The sequence below is a fragment of the Burkholderia sp. Bp8994 genome (genome assembly GCF_003853805.1).
Taxonomy (GTDB): Bacteria; Pseudomonadota; Gammaproteobacteria; order Burkholderiales; family Burkholderiaceae; genus Burkholderia.
In genome coordinates this window covers 57,101-73,080 of the sequence record NZ_QTQH01000002.1, presented here as the reverse complement: position 1 = coordinate 73,080, position 15,980 = coordinate 57,101, and the positions used below count along the sequence as shown (strand labels likewise).

The window sequence follows — 15,980 nt, the reverse complement described above, 5'->3', positions numbered from 1 at the left end:
CGTTGGTTCGGTCGAATTTTGCACGGTAGATGGGCGCATAACGGGAATTCCGTTCGATTATGCACGATGGGATGATCGTGTCACTTCATTCGATTGCGAGGAACGTCATGACCCAAACTGCCACCGCCACCCGGATCGGGATCGACCGCTACGGCGACGCCGGCGTGCTGCGCCGCGTCGATGCGCCCGTCGCGCCGCCCGGCGCCGGCGAGGTGCGGATTCGCCAGACCGCCGTCGGCGTGAATTTCGTCGACATTTATTTCAGGACCGGCGCGCACCCGTTGCCGGCATTGCCGGACGCGCTCGGCGTGGAGGCGGCCGGCGTGGTCGAGGCGGTCGGGCCCGGCGTGACGGCGCTCGTCCCGGGCCAGCGCGTTGCCTATGCGGGACTGCCGACCGGCAGCTATGCGAGCCTGCGCACGCTGCCTGCCGAGCGCGTGGTGCCCGTGCCCGACGGCGTGAGCGACGACGCGGCCGCGGCCGGGCTGCTGAAAGGCATTACTGTTTACATGCTGCTGCACCGCGTGCGGCAGGTCGGCGCCGGCGAGACCGTGCTCGTGCATGCGGCGGCCGGCGGCGTCGGCTTGCTGGCGACGCAGTGGGCGCGCGCGCTCGGCGCACGGGTGATCGGCACGGTCGGCTCGGCCGCGAAGGCGGCGCTGGTGCGCGCACACGGGGCGGAAGCGGTGGTCGATTATCGCGAGGCGGATTTCGTCGCGGCGGCCCGCGCGTTCGGCGGCGGCGCGGGTGTCGACTATGCGATCGACGGGATCGGCGGCGACGTGCTGACGCGTACGCTCGGCGCGGTCCGGCCGTTCGGGATGGTCGCGAGCATCGGGCAGGTCGCCGCGATCGGCGCGCGGCAGACGATCGATCTCGACGAACTCGGGCCGGCCCGCTCGATCGCGCTGGCGCGGCCGAGCGTGCTGGGTTTCATCGCGCGTGACGTGGCGGGGTATCGGGAAGCGGCGCGCGCGACGCTCGAGCGGCTCGCGGGCGGGATGCACGTGGAGATCGGCGCGCGGCTGCCGCTCGAACAGGCGGCCGACGCGCATCGCTTGCTGGAGTCGCGGCAGACGACGGGCGGGGTGGTGCTGGTGCCGTGACGGCGGGCGGGGCGGCACGGCGATCGCAAATCGGGAGAACGGTCGCCTCGTGGCTTCGATCGGCCGGCGATCGCTGCCGCCGGCCTGCGAATCAGTTGTGCTTGCGCAGCGGCGCGCTCTCGACGAACCAGGCGAGCACGAACGCGATCGCGATCACGCCGGCCGCCGCGAGATACACCACATGCAGCGACCCGGCGAACGCATGCAGGTAAGCATCGCGCACCGCATCCGGCAACTGGTGCACGGCCGCCGGGCCGAGCGCGGGCGGCAGCTCGGTGCCGGCCGGCAGCGCCTGCACGATCCGCGACTGCAGCCCGTGCGAGAACAGTGCGCCGAACGCGGCGACGCCGAGCGAACCGCCGATCGAGCGGAACAGCGTCGCGCCCGACGTCGCGACCCCCATGTGCCGGAATTCGACCGTGTTCTGCACCGCGAGCGTCAGCACCGGCATCACCATGCCGAGCCCGATCCCGAGCAGCGCCATGTATGCGTACATCGTGTGCAGCGGTGTGTCGAGCGACAGCGTCGACAGCAGCGCCATCGCGACACCGCCGATCAGCGTGCCCGCGATCGGAAACGGCCGATACGTGCCGAGCCGCGAGATCAGCCGACCGCTGACCACCGACATCGCGAGCATCCCGCCCATCATCGGCAGCAGCTGCATCCCGGCCTGCGACGGCGTCGAGCCTTTCACGACCTGCAGATAGAGCGGAATGAACGTGACCGACCCGAACAGCGCGATGCCGACGACGAAGCCGATCAGGCTCATCAGCACGAAGGTGCGCTGGCGGAACAGTTCGAGCGGCATGATCGGCTCGGCCGCGAGCCGCTCCTCGTAGATGAAGCCGCCGACCGCGACCACGCCGAGCACCAGCGTCATCCATAGTTGCGGCGACGACCACGGCAGCAGCGAACCGCCTTCGCTCGTGAACAGGATCACGCAGGTGAGGGCCGTTGCGAGGAACGCCGCGCCCATGTAGTCGATCCGGTGCTTCACGTGCGCGGTATGCGGCCGGAACGCGATGCCGATCACCGCGAGCGCGACGCAACCGAGCGGCAGGTTGATCGTGAAGATCCAGCGCCACGACAGGTGTTCGACCAGGAAGCCGCCGAGCAGCGGCCCGACGATCGTCGCGAGGCCGTACACGCCGCCGAACATCCCCTGATAGCGCGCGCGGCGGTCGGGCGGCACGAGGTCGCCGATCGCGGCCATCGTGACGACCATCAGCCCGCCGCCGCCGAGCCCCTGCAGCGCGCGCAGCACGATCAGTTGCGTCATGTCCTGCGCGATGCCGCACAGCGCGGAGCCGGCGAGAAACAGCACGATCGCGGCCTGCAGCACGATCTTGCGGCCGTACAGGTCGCCGAGCTTGCCGTACAGCGGCAGCACGACCGTCGACGACAGCAGGTACGCGGTGACGACCCATGACAGCTGGTCGAGGCCGCCGAGCTCGCCGACGATGGTCGGCAGCGCGGTCGACACGATCGTCTGGTCGAGCGCGGACAGCAGCATGACGAGCAACAGCGCGGCGACGATCAGCCCGGTCGGCGCGTCGCGGCGGGCCGCGTCGGCGGCCGGCGGGGCAAGGAGGGTATCGGTTCTCATCGAGATATCTGCCATGGCAGGGAATTGAGCGAAATATAGAGATAATTTATTGCCTGGTCAATTTCTGCCGGGCCTCGATTTGTTGCATCGGTAACAGGAGATTGCCGGCCGGGAAAAATTGATCGCGATCAGCCCGACGGCGGACCGGACTCAAGTTTTTTGCAGGCAAACCGTAATCCAGAGTGCCGCGGACCGATTGCCGCGGCACCCTTTATCGCTCCCGTCCCGTCATGAACCTGAACGCCCTGTTTTCCCGTTTCTCGATCCGTACGCGGATTTTTTCCACGCTCGGGCTCGTCGCCGTGCTGCTCGTCGTGTCGGGCCTGATCGGCCTGACCGGCATGCAGCGCTCGAACCGCGCGCTCGACGAAGCCTATACGCGCGAGCTGGCCGCGAAGACCGCGCTGTCCGCCGCGAGCCTGAACCTGACGATCGTGCGCACCACGCTCGACCGCGCGATGCTGCATCCGGAGGCGCCGGACGTGCCCGAGCTCGTCAACAAGGCCGAGGGCTATCTCGCGAAGGCCGACGCCGCGTGGCGCACCTACGCGACGATGCCGCACGACGGCGACGAAGGCCCGCTCGCGACCCGGCTCGACGCCGCGCGCCAGGCGCTGATCGGACAGGCGTTGAAGCCGATGATCGATGCGATCCGCGCGGGACGCCGCGACGACGCCGACCGCCTGCTGATGACGGTCGCGCCGCCGCTGTCGGTCGCGCTCACGCAGGCGACCGACGCGCTCGACGCGTACCAGGCCGCGCGCGGCAAGGACGTCTACGACACCGCGCAGACCTATTACGGCTGGATGCGCGCGGGCGCGATCGCCGGCATCGCGTTCGGTCTCGCCGCGTGTCTCGGCTGCGCGGTCGGCCTGCATTTCGCGATCACGCAACCGGTGAACCGCCTGCTGTCGCATTTCCGCCGCCTGTCGGACGGCGACCTGACGTCGGAAGTGCGCTGGTCGTCGCGTGACGAGATGGCCGAGCTGGTCAAGGGTGTGACGGGCATGCAGCGCAGCCTTGCCGATACGGTGCGCCAGGTCAGCCAGGGTTCCGAAGCGATCTCGACCGCGACGCACCAGATCGCGGCCGGCAACACCGACCTGTCGCAGCGTACCGAGGAGCAGGCGTCCGCGCTGCAGGAGACGGCCGCGAGCATGGAACAGCTGACGGCGACCGTGAAGCAGAACGCCGATCACGCGGTCGAGGCGCAGGCGTGCGCGGACAACGCGAGCGAGATCGCGACGCGCGGCGCGACGGTCGTCGGCGAGGTGATCGGCACGATGAACGAGATCGACCAGAGTTCGCAGAAGGTGGCCGACATCATCGGCACGATCGAGGGCATCGCGTTCCAGACCAACATCCTCGCGCTGAATGCGGCGGTCGAAGCCGCGCGCGCGGGCGAGCAGGGCCGCGGCTTCGCGGTGGTCGCGGGCGAGGTGCGCACGCTCGCGCAGCGCTCGGCGTCGGCCGCGAAGGAGATCCGCACGCTGATCGGCGAGTCGGTCGAGCGCGTCGCGACGGGGTCGCGGCTGGTCGGCGTGGCCGGCGCGACGATGCAGGACATCCAGCAGGCGATCGGCCGCGTGACGGGCATCATGACCGAGATCGCGGCCGCGTCGAACGAGCAGCGCGACGGGATCGAGCAGGTGAACCGCGCGGTGTCGCAGATGGATCAGGTGTCGCAGCAGAACGCGGCGCTGGTCGAGCAGGCGGCGGCGGCTGCGGCGTCGCTCGAGGAGCAGGCCGATGGGCTGCGGCGGGCGGTGGGGGCGTTTCGGGTGGCGTGATCGTTAGCGGGGCGGGCAACACACCGGGGCGGCATCGTGGCTGTTCAGGCGTGGCGCCCGCGACGCGCTTCGCGATGAGGCTCAGTCCAGGTTGTCCCGAATGATCCGGTCGAGAACACTGGCGTCGTCCGCAGGGCTTTCAGAGCCGATCAATTTACATCCTTCCACGAGCTCATCTTGGAATACGTTCGCTTCGACACGCTCAAAACAAAGGCAATCTGGCGCGAAGCCAATCCCACTTGGTGGGCGGAATTTTCAGATATTTGTTGTGGTTTGACTCATCGGTCAAGTCGATGTAGCGGACCACATTGCCCTCATAGCTTAAGGGTTGGTGAAAGCTTTTCCCGTGATACCAGTTGACGGAGAAGTATCTCTTCGCCACGAGCTCGCCCTTGTCGTTGAAAACCTTCAGTTCTATTTTGTCATTCGTCCCGTTCTGATCATTTCCGCCAGTGCCGCACATCATGAATCGATAGTAGACTCCATTCATGTGTCTTATGCCGCCGTCTAATGTTTCCGGGTGATCGTAAAAGTCGCATCGTCCATAGGCAGGGCGGTTGAGGTGAATGGCCAGGCCGGTGGCGATATAAAAGATAACAACTAAGCCAATGTATCTGATGGTTCTAGTCTGCATATCTCACCAAGATTGAGATCGATCGGCTTATTCAGCTTTAGATAGACGGGTTTTGAATATATCATGAAGTCCTTGCCTCGTTGATGCTTTTCTCTCCAGCGATTATAGTCCGCGTTGTAGACTGGAAAGTAAACGTCGGATTTTTTGAATTTTCCAAGCAAGCCTTTTCGCGTGTCTACGGGTTTGTTGATGCTTTTCGCCCAAATATCGAGGTCGGTTTCCCGCTTTGGCGAACTGGAGTCGGCGAGCATTGAGCCCGGCGCAATGACCACTCCGAACTTGTTCCAATGCCCCAAATACTGCTTTCCGTTGAATGAATAGTTGTCTTTCACGTAGGCATAGATGTGCGTGATTTTTCCGGTGGCATTGATGCAGTAGAGGTTTCCTGATTTCTCGTATTTGAAGTATCTTTCACTTGAAATCTCAACATTTCCTATGGCGATGTAGATGTTGAAATTGGCCAGTGCTCCCGTGAGATCCGTTGGGGAGAGATTTTCCAGGGTATCCCAATTTATTATTGGTAGCAGCTGAAATTGCCAATCGTTGTGAAATTTTGGCAAATCGCGGATGAATCGTGAGGTGTTGAAATTGAATGTTGAATTTCTTTCGAGAAATAGTTTTTTAACGAAAGGCTTGGCGATGTTGGTTGCTGTTTCTACGGATCGCCTGCTATAAATGCCGTTCGCGAGGAGGTATTCGAATTTCCTCCGGATGCTGCCAAATTTCAACGTCCAATCGAGTGTGATGCTGTCGTCGTTCAATGGCTGGGGTGACGTTGGCTCGTCGTTGTACGTATGCGCAGAACCAGCGAACCAGATTCGCGCAAGCTTGGCTGAGACTTTCCAGCCCAGATTGTCCATCGCAATCGGCACGTCCTGGAGGTCGAAGGCCGGTGGGTTGTCGCAAACTTCCGATTCCCGTTGCTTCGGCGGTTCCTGCGTGATCGTCTGAGCGGCTTTCGGCTGAGGCCGAGATTGAGGCGCGGCACTTTGTTTCGGCAGTTTCGAGGCTTGAGAAATTGTCTCGGGAGGCGGTGGCTTTTGCCCCGGTGCAGGCCTGTCGATGGACACGCTTCTCTGCGTATCGAGAGGAATGCATCCCCGATGGCCCTTGTATTCCTTCAGTTCTGGTCCGAACCAGCCTTTTTGCGGCTTGTAGTACGGCACCTTTTTTACATCGGTCATGGAATATTCCGTTTGCAACGAATGGCCTGGCATCGTACTGACAGGCTGCAAACGGATAAATCGCCAGGTGCTGCCGGAACCGGGCGAAAGACGGCTGGATAAGCGCGCCGGGCAGAACGAAATGTGCCCGATTGTCAATGAACATCACGACGGAGAGCATCCTCGTGCCGAGAGAGTCGTTCCGCCGCGTCATCCACCCGCAAGCTGCGCCGCCGAGCGAGCCGACGCGACGAGCAGCAGCTTCATCGTCGCGCGCGTCGCGCCGACGAACAGCTTGCGGGCCGCACGCGCATCGAGCGTGTCGAAGTCGATCTCGGTGAGGATCACGCACGGCGCGGACTGGCCCTTGAAGCGGTAGATCGAATCGAGCAGCACGTCGCCTTCGCGATATTCAGGGTTGCCGAACAGGTCGTACTTGCCGGTGAAGCGCTTGACCCGGTGCGGGCCGAGCTGGTCGAGCCGCGCGAGCACCGAGCTTTCGCGGCCGCGATACGACAGCACCGCGATGTCCTGCTTGCGGAAGCCGAGCGACAGCGCGTGCGTGATCGCGCGCTTGGTCGCGTCGATGCACGCTTCGGCGAGTGCGTCGCCCGACGCGCCGTCTTCCCCGTATGACGACACCGACGGATCGGAACCGTCGAACGGGCTGCCCGAGCGCAGTTCGGCCGCGAGCGGCTCGACGCGGCCGACGACGTCGCGCACGAATTCGAGCAGGTCGCGCGGGCTGCGGTAGTTCGTCAGCGCCTTCAGCGTGACCCAGCCGGGCAGCGCGACGGGCTCGCGCAGATAGAGGTTCTGCAGCGGGTCTTCCAGCCACCACCACGCGGCGTCCGGCGCCAGCAGGCGCTCCAGTGCCGCCGCCCACGGCGCGTGGAAGTCCTGTCCTTCGTCGACGATCAGCACATCGAAGCGCCAGCGTTCCGGAATCGGCGCTTGCGCGAAGCGCGCCTCGAGCCGCTCGAACGCGCCGGGCGTGTCGAAGTCGGGCGTATAGCCGCCGTCGCGGGCGACCCAGTCGCACAGCTGATGGTAGTTCGCGATCTTCGCGCCGGGCGGCGCGATGCGCGCGATGTAGTCGGCGAGCGGCCGGTTGAAACACACGTAGAGCACGCGCTTGCCGGCCGCGACCGCGTCGCGCATCGCCTGCACCGCGAGCTGCGTCTTGCCCGAACCCGCGGTGCCCGTCACGCGCAAGCGGAACGGCGTGAACTCGAGCTGGCGCGCCCACTCGGCAAGCCCGCCCGACAGCCGCGTGACGAGCGTGCCGGCTTGCCCGACGAGCGCGCTCGTGTCGGGCGTGAGCGCCAGTTCGTCCGCGAGGAAGTGATGCAGCTTCGCTGCGTTCGGCAGCGGCTCGTCGTGCTCGGGCAGGATCTGCAGGATCACCTGCGCGAGCTGCGCCTTGCGCGACGCATCGACGATGCGGTCGGCCGCGACGCCGGCGATCGCCGTCTCGCGGATCGCGTAGTCGGGGCAGTACAGCAGCGCCTCGACGCCATAGACGCCCGCGCCGAGCCCAGCGGTCAGCCGCCGGTGCAGCGTCTCCTGCGTGCGCGCGAGCTGGATCGGGACGTTGCGCTCCTTCTGCAGGTAGACCTTCACGAGCCCCTTCGGCGTTTCGCGCAGGAAGCCGGCCTTCTGCTCGATCAGCAGCACGCGGCCGGCCGGGCTCACGACGACGAACGCCGCTTCGCCGAACACCGAGAAACCCTGGTCGGCACGCGTCCAGTGCACGCCGTGATAGACGGTGTAGTTGTCCGGCAGCGCGTGTTCGAGGGCGGCAAGCGTCTCGCGCTCGCGTTCGGCCGCGCCGGTGGCGGCGAGGCTTTTCCAGTCGTCGGGAATGAGGCGGGCCATGAAGTCGGGCGGCGGATGCCGGTCGTGAACGGGGTCCGGCTATTGTACTGAGGAACCTGTTCACGACCGCCGCGCCGCCGGGGCGCCGGCCATGCGAAAGAGGTAGACGGCGTGCGGGAATTACCCGCGTGCGAGCCGCTTCGCGAGGTCGGCGCTGAGGATCGCCATGCGCGCGGGTTTTTCGTAGCAGACGACGTCGAATGCGCGGATCACTTCGCTGATGTCCGCTTCGCTCGCGCGGCCGGTGAGCAGGTCGCCCGTCAGCACGAAGATCGGCGCGCCCGGATTGTCGGACGTGCGCACCGCCTTGATCGCGGTGGCGGCCGTGCTGTCGTCGAACAGCCATTCGGTGACGACCGCGTCGAACGCCTGGCCCTGCAGCGCGTCGACGAACGGTGCGAGGCCGTCGAACGCGGCCGTCGAGAATCCCTGCCGCTCGAGATAGCGGCACAACTCGGTCGCGCTGACGCGATCGGGATCGATCACCGCGACGACGAGCTTGTCGCTCTCCGCGCGGCGCGGATAGATCTCGATCTTGTGCACGTCGTACGCGTTCTGATACAGCACGCCCGTATGGCGCAGCACGCGCCAGCGGCCGTTCTGTTCGTACGCGACGAACTCGGGGCGCGCGCCGGCTTCGAGCGGCGCGCCGATCCAGGCGGTGCACGGAATTTCGGCGACGCCGGCGTACAGGACGGCCTCCTGCGAATAGGCGCCGACCATGCCGGGGTCGAGCGTCTGCGCGCCGAACAGTTGAGCGGCGGGCTCGCCGTAGGCTTCGGCGACTTTCTTGATTTGCGCGAGCGTCCAGGGGCTGCTGCCGCGCAGCTTGCGGTGACCCTGCGAAAAGCTCAGGTCGAGGATGCGGCACAGCTCGGTGGTTTGCTGGCGCTTGCCGATGCCGTTGCGGGTCATCAGCTCGCGCACGCGCTCGGCAACCGCGAGGGAATCCGTGGTGATTGCTTCAGTGGTCATGCTACGGGAACGGATCGTGACGTTCAGAACGACGCCTTGCGGCAGTCTCGGCGGACAGTCTTTACGACGTCCAGGGGCGAGCCGACCGGCCACGCGCGGAAAAGATAACTTTACCGCAAAACGAGTGTCATTCCATGTCGCAATCGGTGCCTTTCTGTGAAAGGTGTGTCACGACGTTACGCTAGATCCACAGGCGTGCGTCAGGCACCACTGGCCCGTTCGCAACCTTCGGACGCGGATCGCGAGACGCCGGGACACGATTCCTCGCCGAGCGGCACGTAATCGCACCGCACTGCCGACGAAATGCACCAGAGCAGGGCGTGTCGGCGACCCGAAGCGCGGCATCGTGCCGCTGCGTCGGCGACAAATTTTTACATGGCGTCCGAGTCGTGCCAGCTGGCCCCGGATCTTACACGCGGATGGTTCGACGGCTTACTCTAATGAAACCGATGGGGATGCTCTGGTCGGGCACGCGCATGAACGCGGCGGAACCCCATGCTACGATTCGCCCGTCTCAAAATAGTGTTGAAGCGATGCAGAAGAAATTTGTGATGCGCGGGTACGAAATGAACTGCGAACCGCGCGTGACGGAGGACGGCAAATATGCCGCCCAGGTCGAGGTCACGAAGCTGGGTTTCAGCCGCGAGGCCGCTTTCCGCAAGCTGGGCGAATTCGATACCGAAGCGGACGCCGTCGCCTACGCGAAAGCATTCTCCGAAGCCTGGTTGAGCCGCTACGCGTAGCGCGTCGTTTGCCCGGGCACGACGGGCGCCGGCTCGACCGGCCGGTGCATGCACTGTGAGCCATTAGGGCGCCGAACGGGCGCCCCCCATTCAAAGCGAAAATCACGAGTAACGCCCGGAGGCGCGGCGGGGTCGCGCGCACCTTCTCGCCTTTGCCGCGTGGCGCCGTTGCCGCATGGCGACGCGCCCGGATCGTCGCGCCCGGCAGAAAGGTTCGCGGAAGGCGATGGACAGCCGGCCCGCGATTGATTCCTGATGGTTTCGAATATCCGGGGAAGCGAGTAGATTCATCGCCCGGGTTGTGAGGTATCGTTCGATGCTCGATTGAAGGCAACGCAATTGGAGGCAGCGAATGGCCACTTTGTGCATGCAGATCGTCGTTCTCGGTAAAACTGTCCAGCTCATGTTGTCGTCGGAGCACCGTACTGCCAGGATTTACATCGTCGACGCCGACGCGGGCAGCCATCCGCCCCGAACGATGAGCATCGAACAGTACGTCGACGCCGGCATGACGGACGACGAGATCGCACGGCATGTGCTCGAAGTCGTCACGATGTCGATCGAACAGCTCGCGCGGCTTCAGCCGTACAACCGCACGGTGCGCGCGCAAACGCGTCGGTTGAGCTATCCACACTGATCACCCCGATACCGGTTGCACCGGGATCGTCCCGGCGCGAACCGCGCCTTTCGATCTTCGATAACGTCCATGTGGCGCGATGACCTCGCGGTCATCGCGCCTTCGGCATTGATCAATGAAGCATGGCCTGCCCGACGCATTGCACGGGAAAGTATCGTCATGTCGTCATGATCAGGAAAACGAACGACATCGAAGAACCCTCGAAAAACGACCACCGAATTCGAATCGCCTTACGCCGGCATATACGTGAACGGCTCTCCGTCTTCCCGCTCGACGGACAGCAGCCGCTTGAGTTGATCGAGCGCGAACAACTGCTTGCCTTCCGCGGCCGCTTCGGCGATCGCGGCATCGACGAGTTTTCGCGCGCGCGCGAGGATCACGGATCGCTGACGCGCGATCTCGAGCACCATGCGTTGCTCGATGTTCTGCCGGCTCGATTGCCTGTCGCTCAGATGGCGCCAGCGATCGCGAAGCTCGGCCCAGGTGATGCGCTGGAATTCCGGAATCGTGCAGGGAAGCGTGCCGGTTTCCGCGGGTTCGGGCTGCGCGCGCAATGCACATCGCAGCACTTCACGCGCGCGCCATTCATCGGAAAACGGTGCATACACGTCGCGCGAGCGGCCGATCGGATTCGCGCGCTCGATTTCCTTTTCGAGCAGGTAGGTCAGCCGTCTCAGTGCGGAACCGTGCGCGAGCATGGCCGGATCGAGCACGCGGATCCCGCGCGATGCATCCGCGACGTGCGCTTTCAGTTCCCACAGCGTCAGACGAAGGTGCTGCACCTCGAGGATCAGGCGCTGGACGTCGGCGTAGGTGCACTTCGTCCACCATTCGGTGAGGTCGTTCAGCTTCGGGGGATCGAATGGGGGGAGGATCATGTTACTGCTGAAGAAATACTGTATGGATATACAGTTTATCGCGCGGTAACATAGCGCCGTCAAGGCGAAAAAACAGGGACGGTCGACGGGCAACCGTCACCGATGGCGGGGCCGCGGCCGCGCACCGGATCGTTCATCGACTTTCCCCCACGTTCGCCCTCCCGATCCTCAATCCGGGCGCCTGTCCGGCGCATGCCATCGCGAACGCCGATGAGTGTGCCGGCGTATCGACGCCAACAGAGAACAATGACGACCACCTATCCGCTGCACGACGCATTGACGCACGCCGACACGGCGTTTCCGGCCGAAGCCGACATCGTGATCGCCGGCGCCGGCATCATGGGCTGCGCGGCCGCCTACTACCTCGGCCTGCGCGGCCTGAAGGCCGTCGTGCTCGACAAGTCGCGCATTGCCGGCCAGCAATCGACGCGCGCATGGGGCTTCGTGCGGCAGCAGGGCCGCGAGTCCGCCGAAGTGCCGCTGATGATGGCCGGCATGCGGATCTGGGAAGGGCTCGAGCAGGCGCTCGGCTTCGACCTCGAATGGCGGCAGGGCGGTTGCCTCTATATCGCCGACAACGACGACGACTGGGCGTCGTTCCAGGCGTGGCTCGCCGTTGCGCGCGAACACGGGCTCGACACGCGCACGCTGACGCGCGCGGAAATCGACGAACGCGTGACCGGGCTGTCGACGCAGGCGCGCACGCTCGGCGGGCTGTATACGGCGACCGACGGGCAGGCCGAACCGCGCCGCGTGGCCGCCGCGTTCGCGGCGCGCGCGACGCAAGCCGGCGCGCGTTTCTTCGAAGGCTGCGGCGTGACGGCGATCGAGACGGCCGGCGGCGCGGTCGTCGGCGTCGTGACCGAGCGCGGCACGATCCGCACGCGGCGCGTGATCTGCGCGGCCGGCGCGACCAGCTTCCGGCTGCTCGACGGCGTCGGCATCCGGCTGCCGCAGCAGGCCGTGCGCGGCACCTGCATGCGCACCAACGTGTTGCCCGACGTGTCCGCGTCGACGATCTGGGGGCACGGCCTCGGCATCCGGCAACGCAGCAACGGCGCGATCAATCTCGCCGACGACATGCAGGTCGACGTCGACCTGACGCTCGGCCATCTGCGCGGCCTGAGCCTGTTCTGGCCGGAATTCTGGTCGCAGCGCGAGAAGTTCCGGCTGCATTTGAATGGCGCCGCGTGGCGCGATGCCTGCGCGCGCATCGGCGGCGGAGGCGGGCCGATCGAGCCGCGCGATCCGCAGCCGCAGCCGAATCGCGCGCATGCGCCGCGCGCGCTCGCGAAGCTGAAGGCGATCTTCCCCGCGCTGAAGGACGCGCAGATCGTCGAGGCCTGGGCCGGCCTGATCGACGTGCTGCCCGACGGGATTCCGGTGATCGACGCGCCCGGCACGCCGTCCGGGCTCGCGATCGCGACCGGCTTCTGCGGGCACGGCTTCGCGATGGGGCCGATCGTCGGGCGGCTGCTGGCCGAATGGGTCGATACGGGCGCGCCGTCGCTCGACCTGGCGGCGTTCCGCGCCGGGCGTTTCGCCGACGGGACGATGGTGCGGCCGCGCAGCATGCTGTAGCGGACGGGCCCGCGTGTTCCCGTCGTAGAATCGAGCCCGCAATCTTCAGGAGATTCCCCGTTGGCAACGCCCTCCGACAAGCGCCGCTCGTTGCGCTCACGCCTGCGTCGTGCCCGCGATCCGTGGCAGGCGCCGCGTGCGCGCACGCTGTTCACGCGTCCCGCGACGTCGCCGCGGCGCACGCTGCTGTTCCGTCTCGGCGCGGTCGTGGTGCTGTGCATGCTCGCGTTTCTCGTGCTGTATCTCGATCGCGACGGCCTGCGCGATTCGACCAAGAGCACGCCGATGAATGTCGCCGATCTCGTGTACTTCACGATGGTCACGGTCGCGACGGTCGGCTACGGCGACATCGTGCCGGTCACCGCGCGCGCGCGTCTGATCGATGCATTCTTCATCGTGCCGATCCGCATCGGCATCTGGTTCATCTTCCTGGGCACGGCGTATCAGTTCGTGATCCAGCGCGTCATCGAGGAATTCCGCATGAAACGCCTGCAGAAGCAACTGTCCGATCACATCGTCGTGTGCGGCTACGGCCTGTCGGGGTCGATCGCCGTGCGCGAGCTGCTCGAAAGCGGTGTCGATCCGTCGACGGTCATCGTGATCGACGCGCAGCAGCAGGCGCTCGAGGCAGCGACGTCGCTCGGCGTGACGGGGCTGCTCGGCGATCCCGCGCACGAGGATCTGCTGCAGCAGGCGCAAGTGCGCTCGGCGAAGGCCGTGATCATCTCGGTGACCGACGACCCGACCGCGATCCTGCTGACGCTGTCGGTGCGCAGCATCGCGCCCGAGACGAAGATCGTCGTGCGGATCCAGGAGAACCTGTATCAGCGGCAGCTGCGGCAGGCGGGCGCGGACGTGATCGTGTCGTCGACGAAGATCGGCGCGCTGCTGCTCGCGGATGCGGTGCATAGCCGCTACATCGTGCCGTTCGTGAACGACATGCTGTCGACGCGCGGGCGCGCGACGCTGCTGGAGCGCGAGGCATTGCCGCACGAAATCGGCTGCATGACGAACGTCGTGCCGGGCGCGATCGTCGTCGGGCTCGATCGCTGCGGGAAGATCCATTCGTTCTACGAGGATCCGCCGTGCCGGATCGAGGCGGGGGATACGCTGGTCGTGATTCAGTCGGCGCGAATTCCGGATCCGGATGTGTGAGGGACGGTTGTGCAGCATCCCGGCATCGTGCGCCATGCCGCGCGGTGACCGGGGCAACCCCGCTTGATATGTCCCCGCGCGTTATTTAGTATGAGGTAATCGCGTCGTGCGCCGCGCACGAGCGTGATCATCGAGGAGACACATGCAATTCAGGTCGACGGCGCCCTATACCATCGTCGTGATCGGTATCGTGATTGCGTGCGCGCTCATGGGTCTGTGCGTGTTGCAGCTGTTCCAGAGCCGTAACGACGCGCTCGCGCGGGCGAGCGAAACCTCCCGCAATCTCGGCCTGATCGCCGAGCGCGACATCGAACGCAATTTCGAACTCTACGACCTGTCGCTGCAGGCTGTCATCGCGGGGCTTCAACGTCACGACGTGATGACCGCGCCCGCGAGCTTGCGGCGCGCCGTGCTGTTCGATCACGCCATGACGGCAGAGTTTCTCGGCTCGATGCTGGTGCTCGACGCCAGCGGCAACATCGTCCTCGATTCCGCCGGCGACGAGCCGCGTCACGGCAATTTCGCCGATCGCAAGTATTTCACCATCCACCGCGACAATCCGGACGCAGGGCTCTACGTCAGCGATCCGTTCATATCGCGCCTGCGAAGAGGCTCGCCCAGCATCGGGCTCTCGCGGCGGATCTCGAACCCGGACGGCTCGTTTGCCGGCGTCGTGCTCATTGCGGTCAACCTCGAGTATTTCCACCAACTGTTCGCCGGCCTGTCGCTTGGACAGCACGGCTCGATCTCGCTGATCGGCAACGACGGCGTGATGGTGATGCGCCAGCCGTACGACGTGCATACCATCGGGCGCAACATCAGCAAAGCCGCGACCTTCCGGCGATTCCAGACCGCGCCGGAGGGCTCGTTCTCTGAAACGTCGTCGATCGACGGCGTGCGCCGTCTCTATTACTTCAAACATCTACCCAAGCTCCCGCTGATCATCATGGTCGCGGAAGCGGAGCAGGATATCTATGCGGCCTGGCGGCACCGCGCCGTGACGATCGGCGCGCTGGTGGCGACGTTCGGCGCCGCGTTCATCGGGGTGTCCTTCATGCTCGGCACGCAACTCCGGCGCCGGATGCGCGCCGAGTCGGAACTCGTGCTGCTCGCCCGCACCGACGGTCTCACCGGCCTGAACAATCGCCGCAGCTTCGCGGAAGTGCTGGACCGCGAATGGCGCCGCGCGCGGCGCGCGCGATCGGTGTTCTCGTTGCTGTTCGTCGATGTCGACCGCTTCAAGGCCTACAACGATACCTACGGCCACCAGGCGGGAGACGATGCGCTGGCTGCGGTTGCGCGCTGCATCGGCGACAACATTCGCCGGCCGGCCGACACCGCAGCCCGCTATGGCGGAGAGGAATTCGTCGTGCTGCTCCCCGATACCGCCGAGACGGGTGCCGCCCAGATTGCCGAGCGGATTCGCGCGGCGATCGACGAGCTGCCGCTCGAACACGCCGGCAGCGAACACGGGCACGTCACGGCCAGTATCGGCCTGGCGAGCTGGACGCCCGAGCACGATGCCGAGGCCGAGGCCGTGATCAAGGCTGCCGACGAAGCGTTGTACTACGCGAAGGCGACCGGCCGGAACAAGGTCGTCGCGTTTCAGCCGCCGGCATGACGCGTGGCGCGACGTGCAGGCGCGTGGCCGCGCTCGAATTGCCTCGAGCCCGCCGCGGTCGCGATTGCACCTGCGCGTGCCTGCCAGGCGTACGCGGCCGCGAAACTTTATGACGTACACCGAATAATTTATCGGTTTATATCGGTTGGGAATGCCGGATCGCGGGAACAGAATCGTCGCTTCCGGAACCCGAATGCCTGTGTGTCGACGCTC

At 65.5% G+C, this 15,980-nt stretch carries 13 protein-coding genes; 7 read left to right on the top strand and 6 right to left on the bottom strand.

Annotation, left to right across the window (positions count from 1 at the left end; genetic code table 11):
- Window positions 1–107: 107 nt before the first annotated feature.
- On the top strand, window positions 108–1,106 hold the full coding sequence (locus DIE04_RS02180) for a quinone oxidoreductase (protein ID WP_124520729.1): 999 nt from the start codon (window positions 108–110) through the stop codon (window positions 1,104–1,106).
- Between the two features lie 91 nt (window positions 1,107–1,197).
- On the opposite strand, the gene DIE04_RS02175 is transcribed toward DIE04_RS02180, so the two are convergent.
- On the bottom strand, window positions 1,198–2,712 hold the full coding sequence (locus DIE04_RS02175) for an MDR family MFS transporter (RefSeq protein ID WP_124488142.1): 1,515 nt from the start codon (window positions 2,710–2,712) through the stop codon (window positions 1,198–1,200).
- Window positions 2,713–2,942: 230 nt separating this feature from the next.
- Between DIE04_RS02175 and DIE04_RS02170 the strand changes: the two genes are divergently transcribed.
- The gene (locus DIE04_RS02170) at window positions 2,943–4,502 is read left to right on the top strand and encodes a methyl-accepting chemotaxis protein (RefSeq protein WP_124520727.1); all 1,560 of its coding nucleotides are present in this window, start codon (window positions 2,943–2,945) and stop codon (window positions 4,500–4,502) included.
- Between the two features lie 202 nt (window positions 4,503–4,704).
- Here DIE04_RS02170 and DIE04_RS29995 read toward each other — a convergent pair whose 3' ends face one another.
- The 4 genes from DIE04_RS29995 to DIE04_RS02150 form a co-directional block, all read right to left on the bottom strand.
- Entirely contained in the window at window positions 4,705–5,136 is a 432-nt protein-coding gene (locus tag DIE04_RS29995; protein WP_260426896.1) for a hypothetical protein, read from the bottom strand.
- On the bottom strand, window positions 5,103–6,320 hold the full coding sequence (locus tag DIE04_RS02160; protein WP_185500293.1) for a DUF6402 family protein: 1,218 nt from the start codon (window positions 6,318–6,320) through the stop codon (window positions 5,103–5,105). Before DIE04_RS02160 ends, DIE04_RS29995 begins: the two co-directional genes overlap by 34 nt.
- 189 nt (window positions 6,321–6,509) lie before the next feature.
- Entirely contained in the window at window positions 6,510–8,177 is a 1,668-nt protein-coding gene (locus tag DIE04_RS02155) for an ATP-dependent helicase (RefSeq protein ID WP_124520725.1), read from the bottom strand.
- A 120-nt stretch (window positions 8,178–8,297) separates the two neighbouring features.
- Window positions 8,298–9,152 carry a helix-turn-helix domain-containing protein gene (locus tag DIE04_RS02150; protein ID WP_044843213.1) on the bottom strand — a complete coding sequence of 285 codons (855 nt, stop codon included), beginning with the start codon at window positions 9,150–9,152 and terminating at the stop codon, window positions 8,298–8,300.
- Between the two features lie 533 nt (window positions 9,153–9,685).
- Here DIE04_RS02150 and DIE04_RS02145 point away from each other — a divergent pair.
- Together DIE04_RS02145 and DIE04_RS02140 are read left to right on the top strand one after the other, a co-directional pair.
- Window positions 9,686–9,895, top strand: a complete 210-nt coding sequence (locus tag DIE04_RS02145) for a hypothetical protein (protein ID WP_044843214.1) — start codon at window positions 9,686–9,688, stop codon at window positions 9,893–9,895.
- Window positions 9,896–10,247: 352 nt separating this feature from the next.
- The gene (locus DIE04_RS02140; RefSeq protein WP_124520723.1) at window positions 10,248–10,532 is read left to right on the top strand and encodes a hypothetical protein; all 285 of its coding nucleotides are present in this window, start codon (window positions 10,248–10,250) and stop codon (window positions 10,530–10,532) included.
- Between the two features lie 230 nt (window positions 10,533–10,762).
- Here DIE04_RS02140 and DIE04_RS02135 read toward each other — a convergent pair whose 3' ends face one another.
- Window positions 10,763–11,410 (bottom strand): hypothetical protein, encoded by a 648-nt coding sequence (locus DIE04_RS02135; protein WP_124520957.1) that lies wholly within the window; start codon window positions 11,408–11,410, stop codon window positions 10,763–10,765.
- 246 nt (window positions 11,411–11,656) lie between these two features.
- On the opposite strand from DIE04_RS02135, the gene DIE04_RS02130 reads away from it, so the two are divergent.
- From DIE04_RS02130 to DIE04_RS02120, 3 genes are all read left to right on the top strand, one after another.
- Window positions 11,657–12,991: an FAD-binding oxidoreductase gene (locus DIE04_RS02130; protein ID WP_124520721.1), complete on the top strand. Its 1,335-nt coding sequence runs from the start codon at window positions 11,657–11,659 to the stop codon at window positions 12,989–12,991.
- Window positions 12,992–13,051: 60 nt separating this feature from the next.
- Entirely contained in the window at window positions 13,052–14,146 is a 1,095-nt protein-coding gene (locus DIE04_RS02125) for a TrkA family potassium uptake protein (RefSeq protein ID WP_044843218.1), read from the top strand.
- Window positions 14,147–14,288: 142 nt separating this feature from the next.
- Window positions 14,289–15,767, top strand: a complete 1,479-nt coding sequence (locus tag DIE04_RS02120) for a sensor domain-containing diguanylate cyclase (RefSeq protein ID WP_124488138.1) — start codon at window positions 14,289–14,291, stop codon at window positions 15,765–15,767.
- Window positions 15,768–15,980 lie beyond the last annotated feature (213 nt).

Excerpts from the sequence above, each read along its gene's own strand:
- DIE04_RS02170 (WP_124520727.1), top strand. The coding sequence starts at position 2,943 with ATGAACCTGAACGCCCTGTTTTCCCGTTTCTCGATCCGTACGCGGATT.
- DIE04_RS02150 (WP_044843213.1), bottom strand. The coding sequence starts at position 9,152 with ATGACCACTGAAGCAATCACCACGGATTCCCTCGCGGTTGCCGAGCGC.
- DIE04_RS02120 (WP_124488138.1), top strand. The coding sequence starts at position 14,289 with ATGCAATTCAGGTCGACGGCGCCCTATACCATCGTCGTGATCGGTATC.
- DIE04_RS02135 (WP_124520957.1), bottom strand. The coding sequence starts at position 11,410 with ATGATCCTCCCCCCATTCGATCCCCCGAAGCTGAACGACCTCACCGAA.
- DIE04_RS02140 (WP_124520723.1), top strand. The coding sequence starts at position 10,248 with ATGGCCACTTTGTGCATGCAGATCGTCGTTCTCGGTAAAACTGTCCAG.
- DIE04_RS02160 (WP_185500293.1), bottom strand. The coding sequence starts at position 6,320 with ATGACCGATGTAAAAAAGGTGCCGTACTACAAGCCGCAAAAAGGCTGG.
- DIE04_RS02145 (WP_044843214.1), top strand. The coding sequence starts at position 9,686 with ATGCAGAAGAAATTTGTGATGCGCGGGTACGAAATGAACTGCGAACCG.
- DIE04_RS02180 (WP_124520729.1), top strand. The coding sequence starts at position 108 with ATGACCCAAACTGCCACCGCCACCCGGATCGGGATCGACCGCTACGGC.
- DIE04_RS02175 (WP_124488142.1), bottom strand. The coding sequence starts at position 2,712 with ATGAGAACCGATACCCTCCTTGCCCCGCCGGCCGCCGACGCGGCCCGC.
- DIE04_RS29995 (WP_260426896.1), bottom strand. The coding sequence starts at position 5,136 with ATGCAGACTAGAACCATCAGATACATTGGCTTAGTTGTTATCTTTTAT.
- DIE04_RS02130 (WP_124520721.1), top strand. The coding sequence starts at position 11,657 with ATGACGACCACCTATCCGCTGCACGACGCATTGACGCACGCCGACACG.
- DIE04_RS02155 (WP_124520725.1), bottom strand. The coding sequence starts at position 8,177 with ATGGCCCGCCTCATTCCCGACGACTGGAAAAGCCTCGCCGCCACCGGC.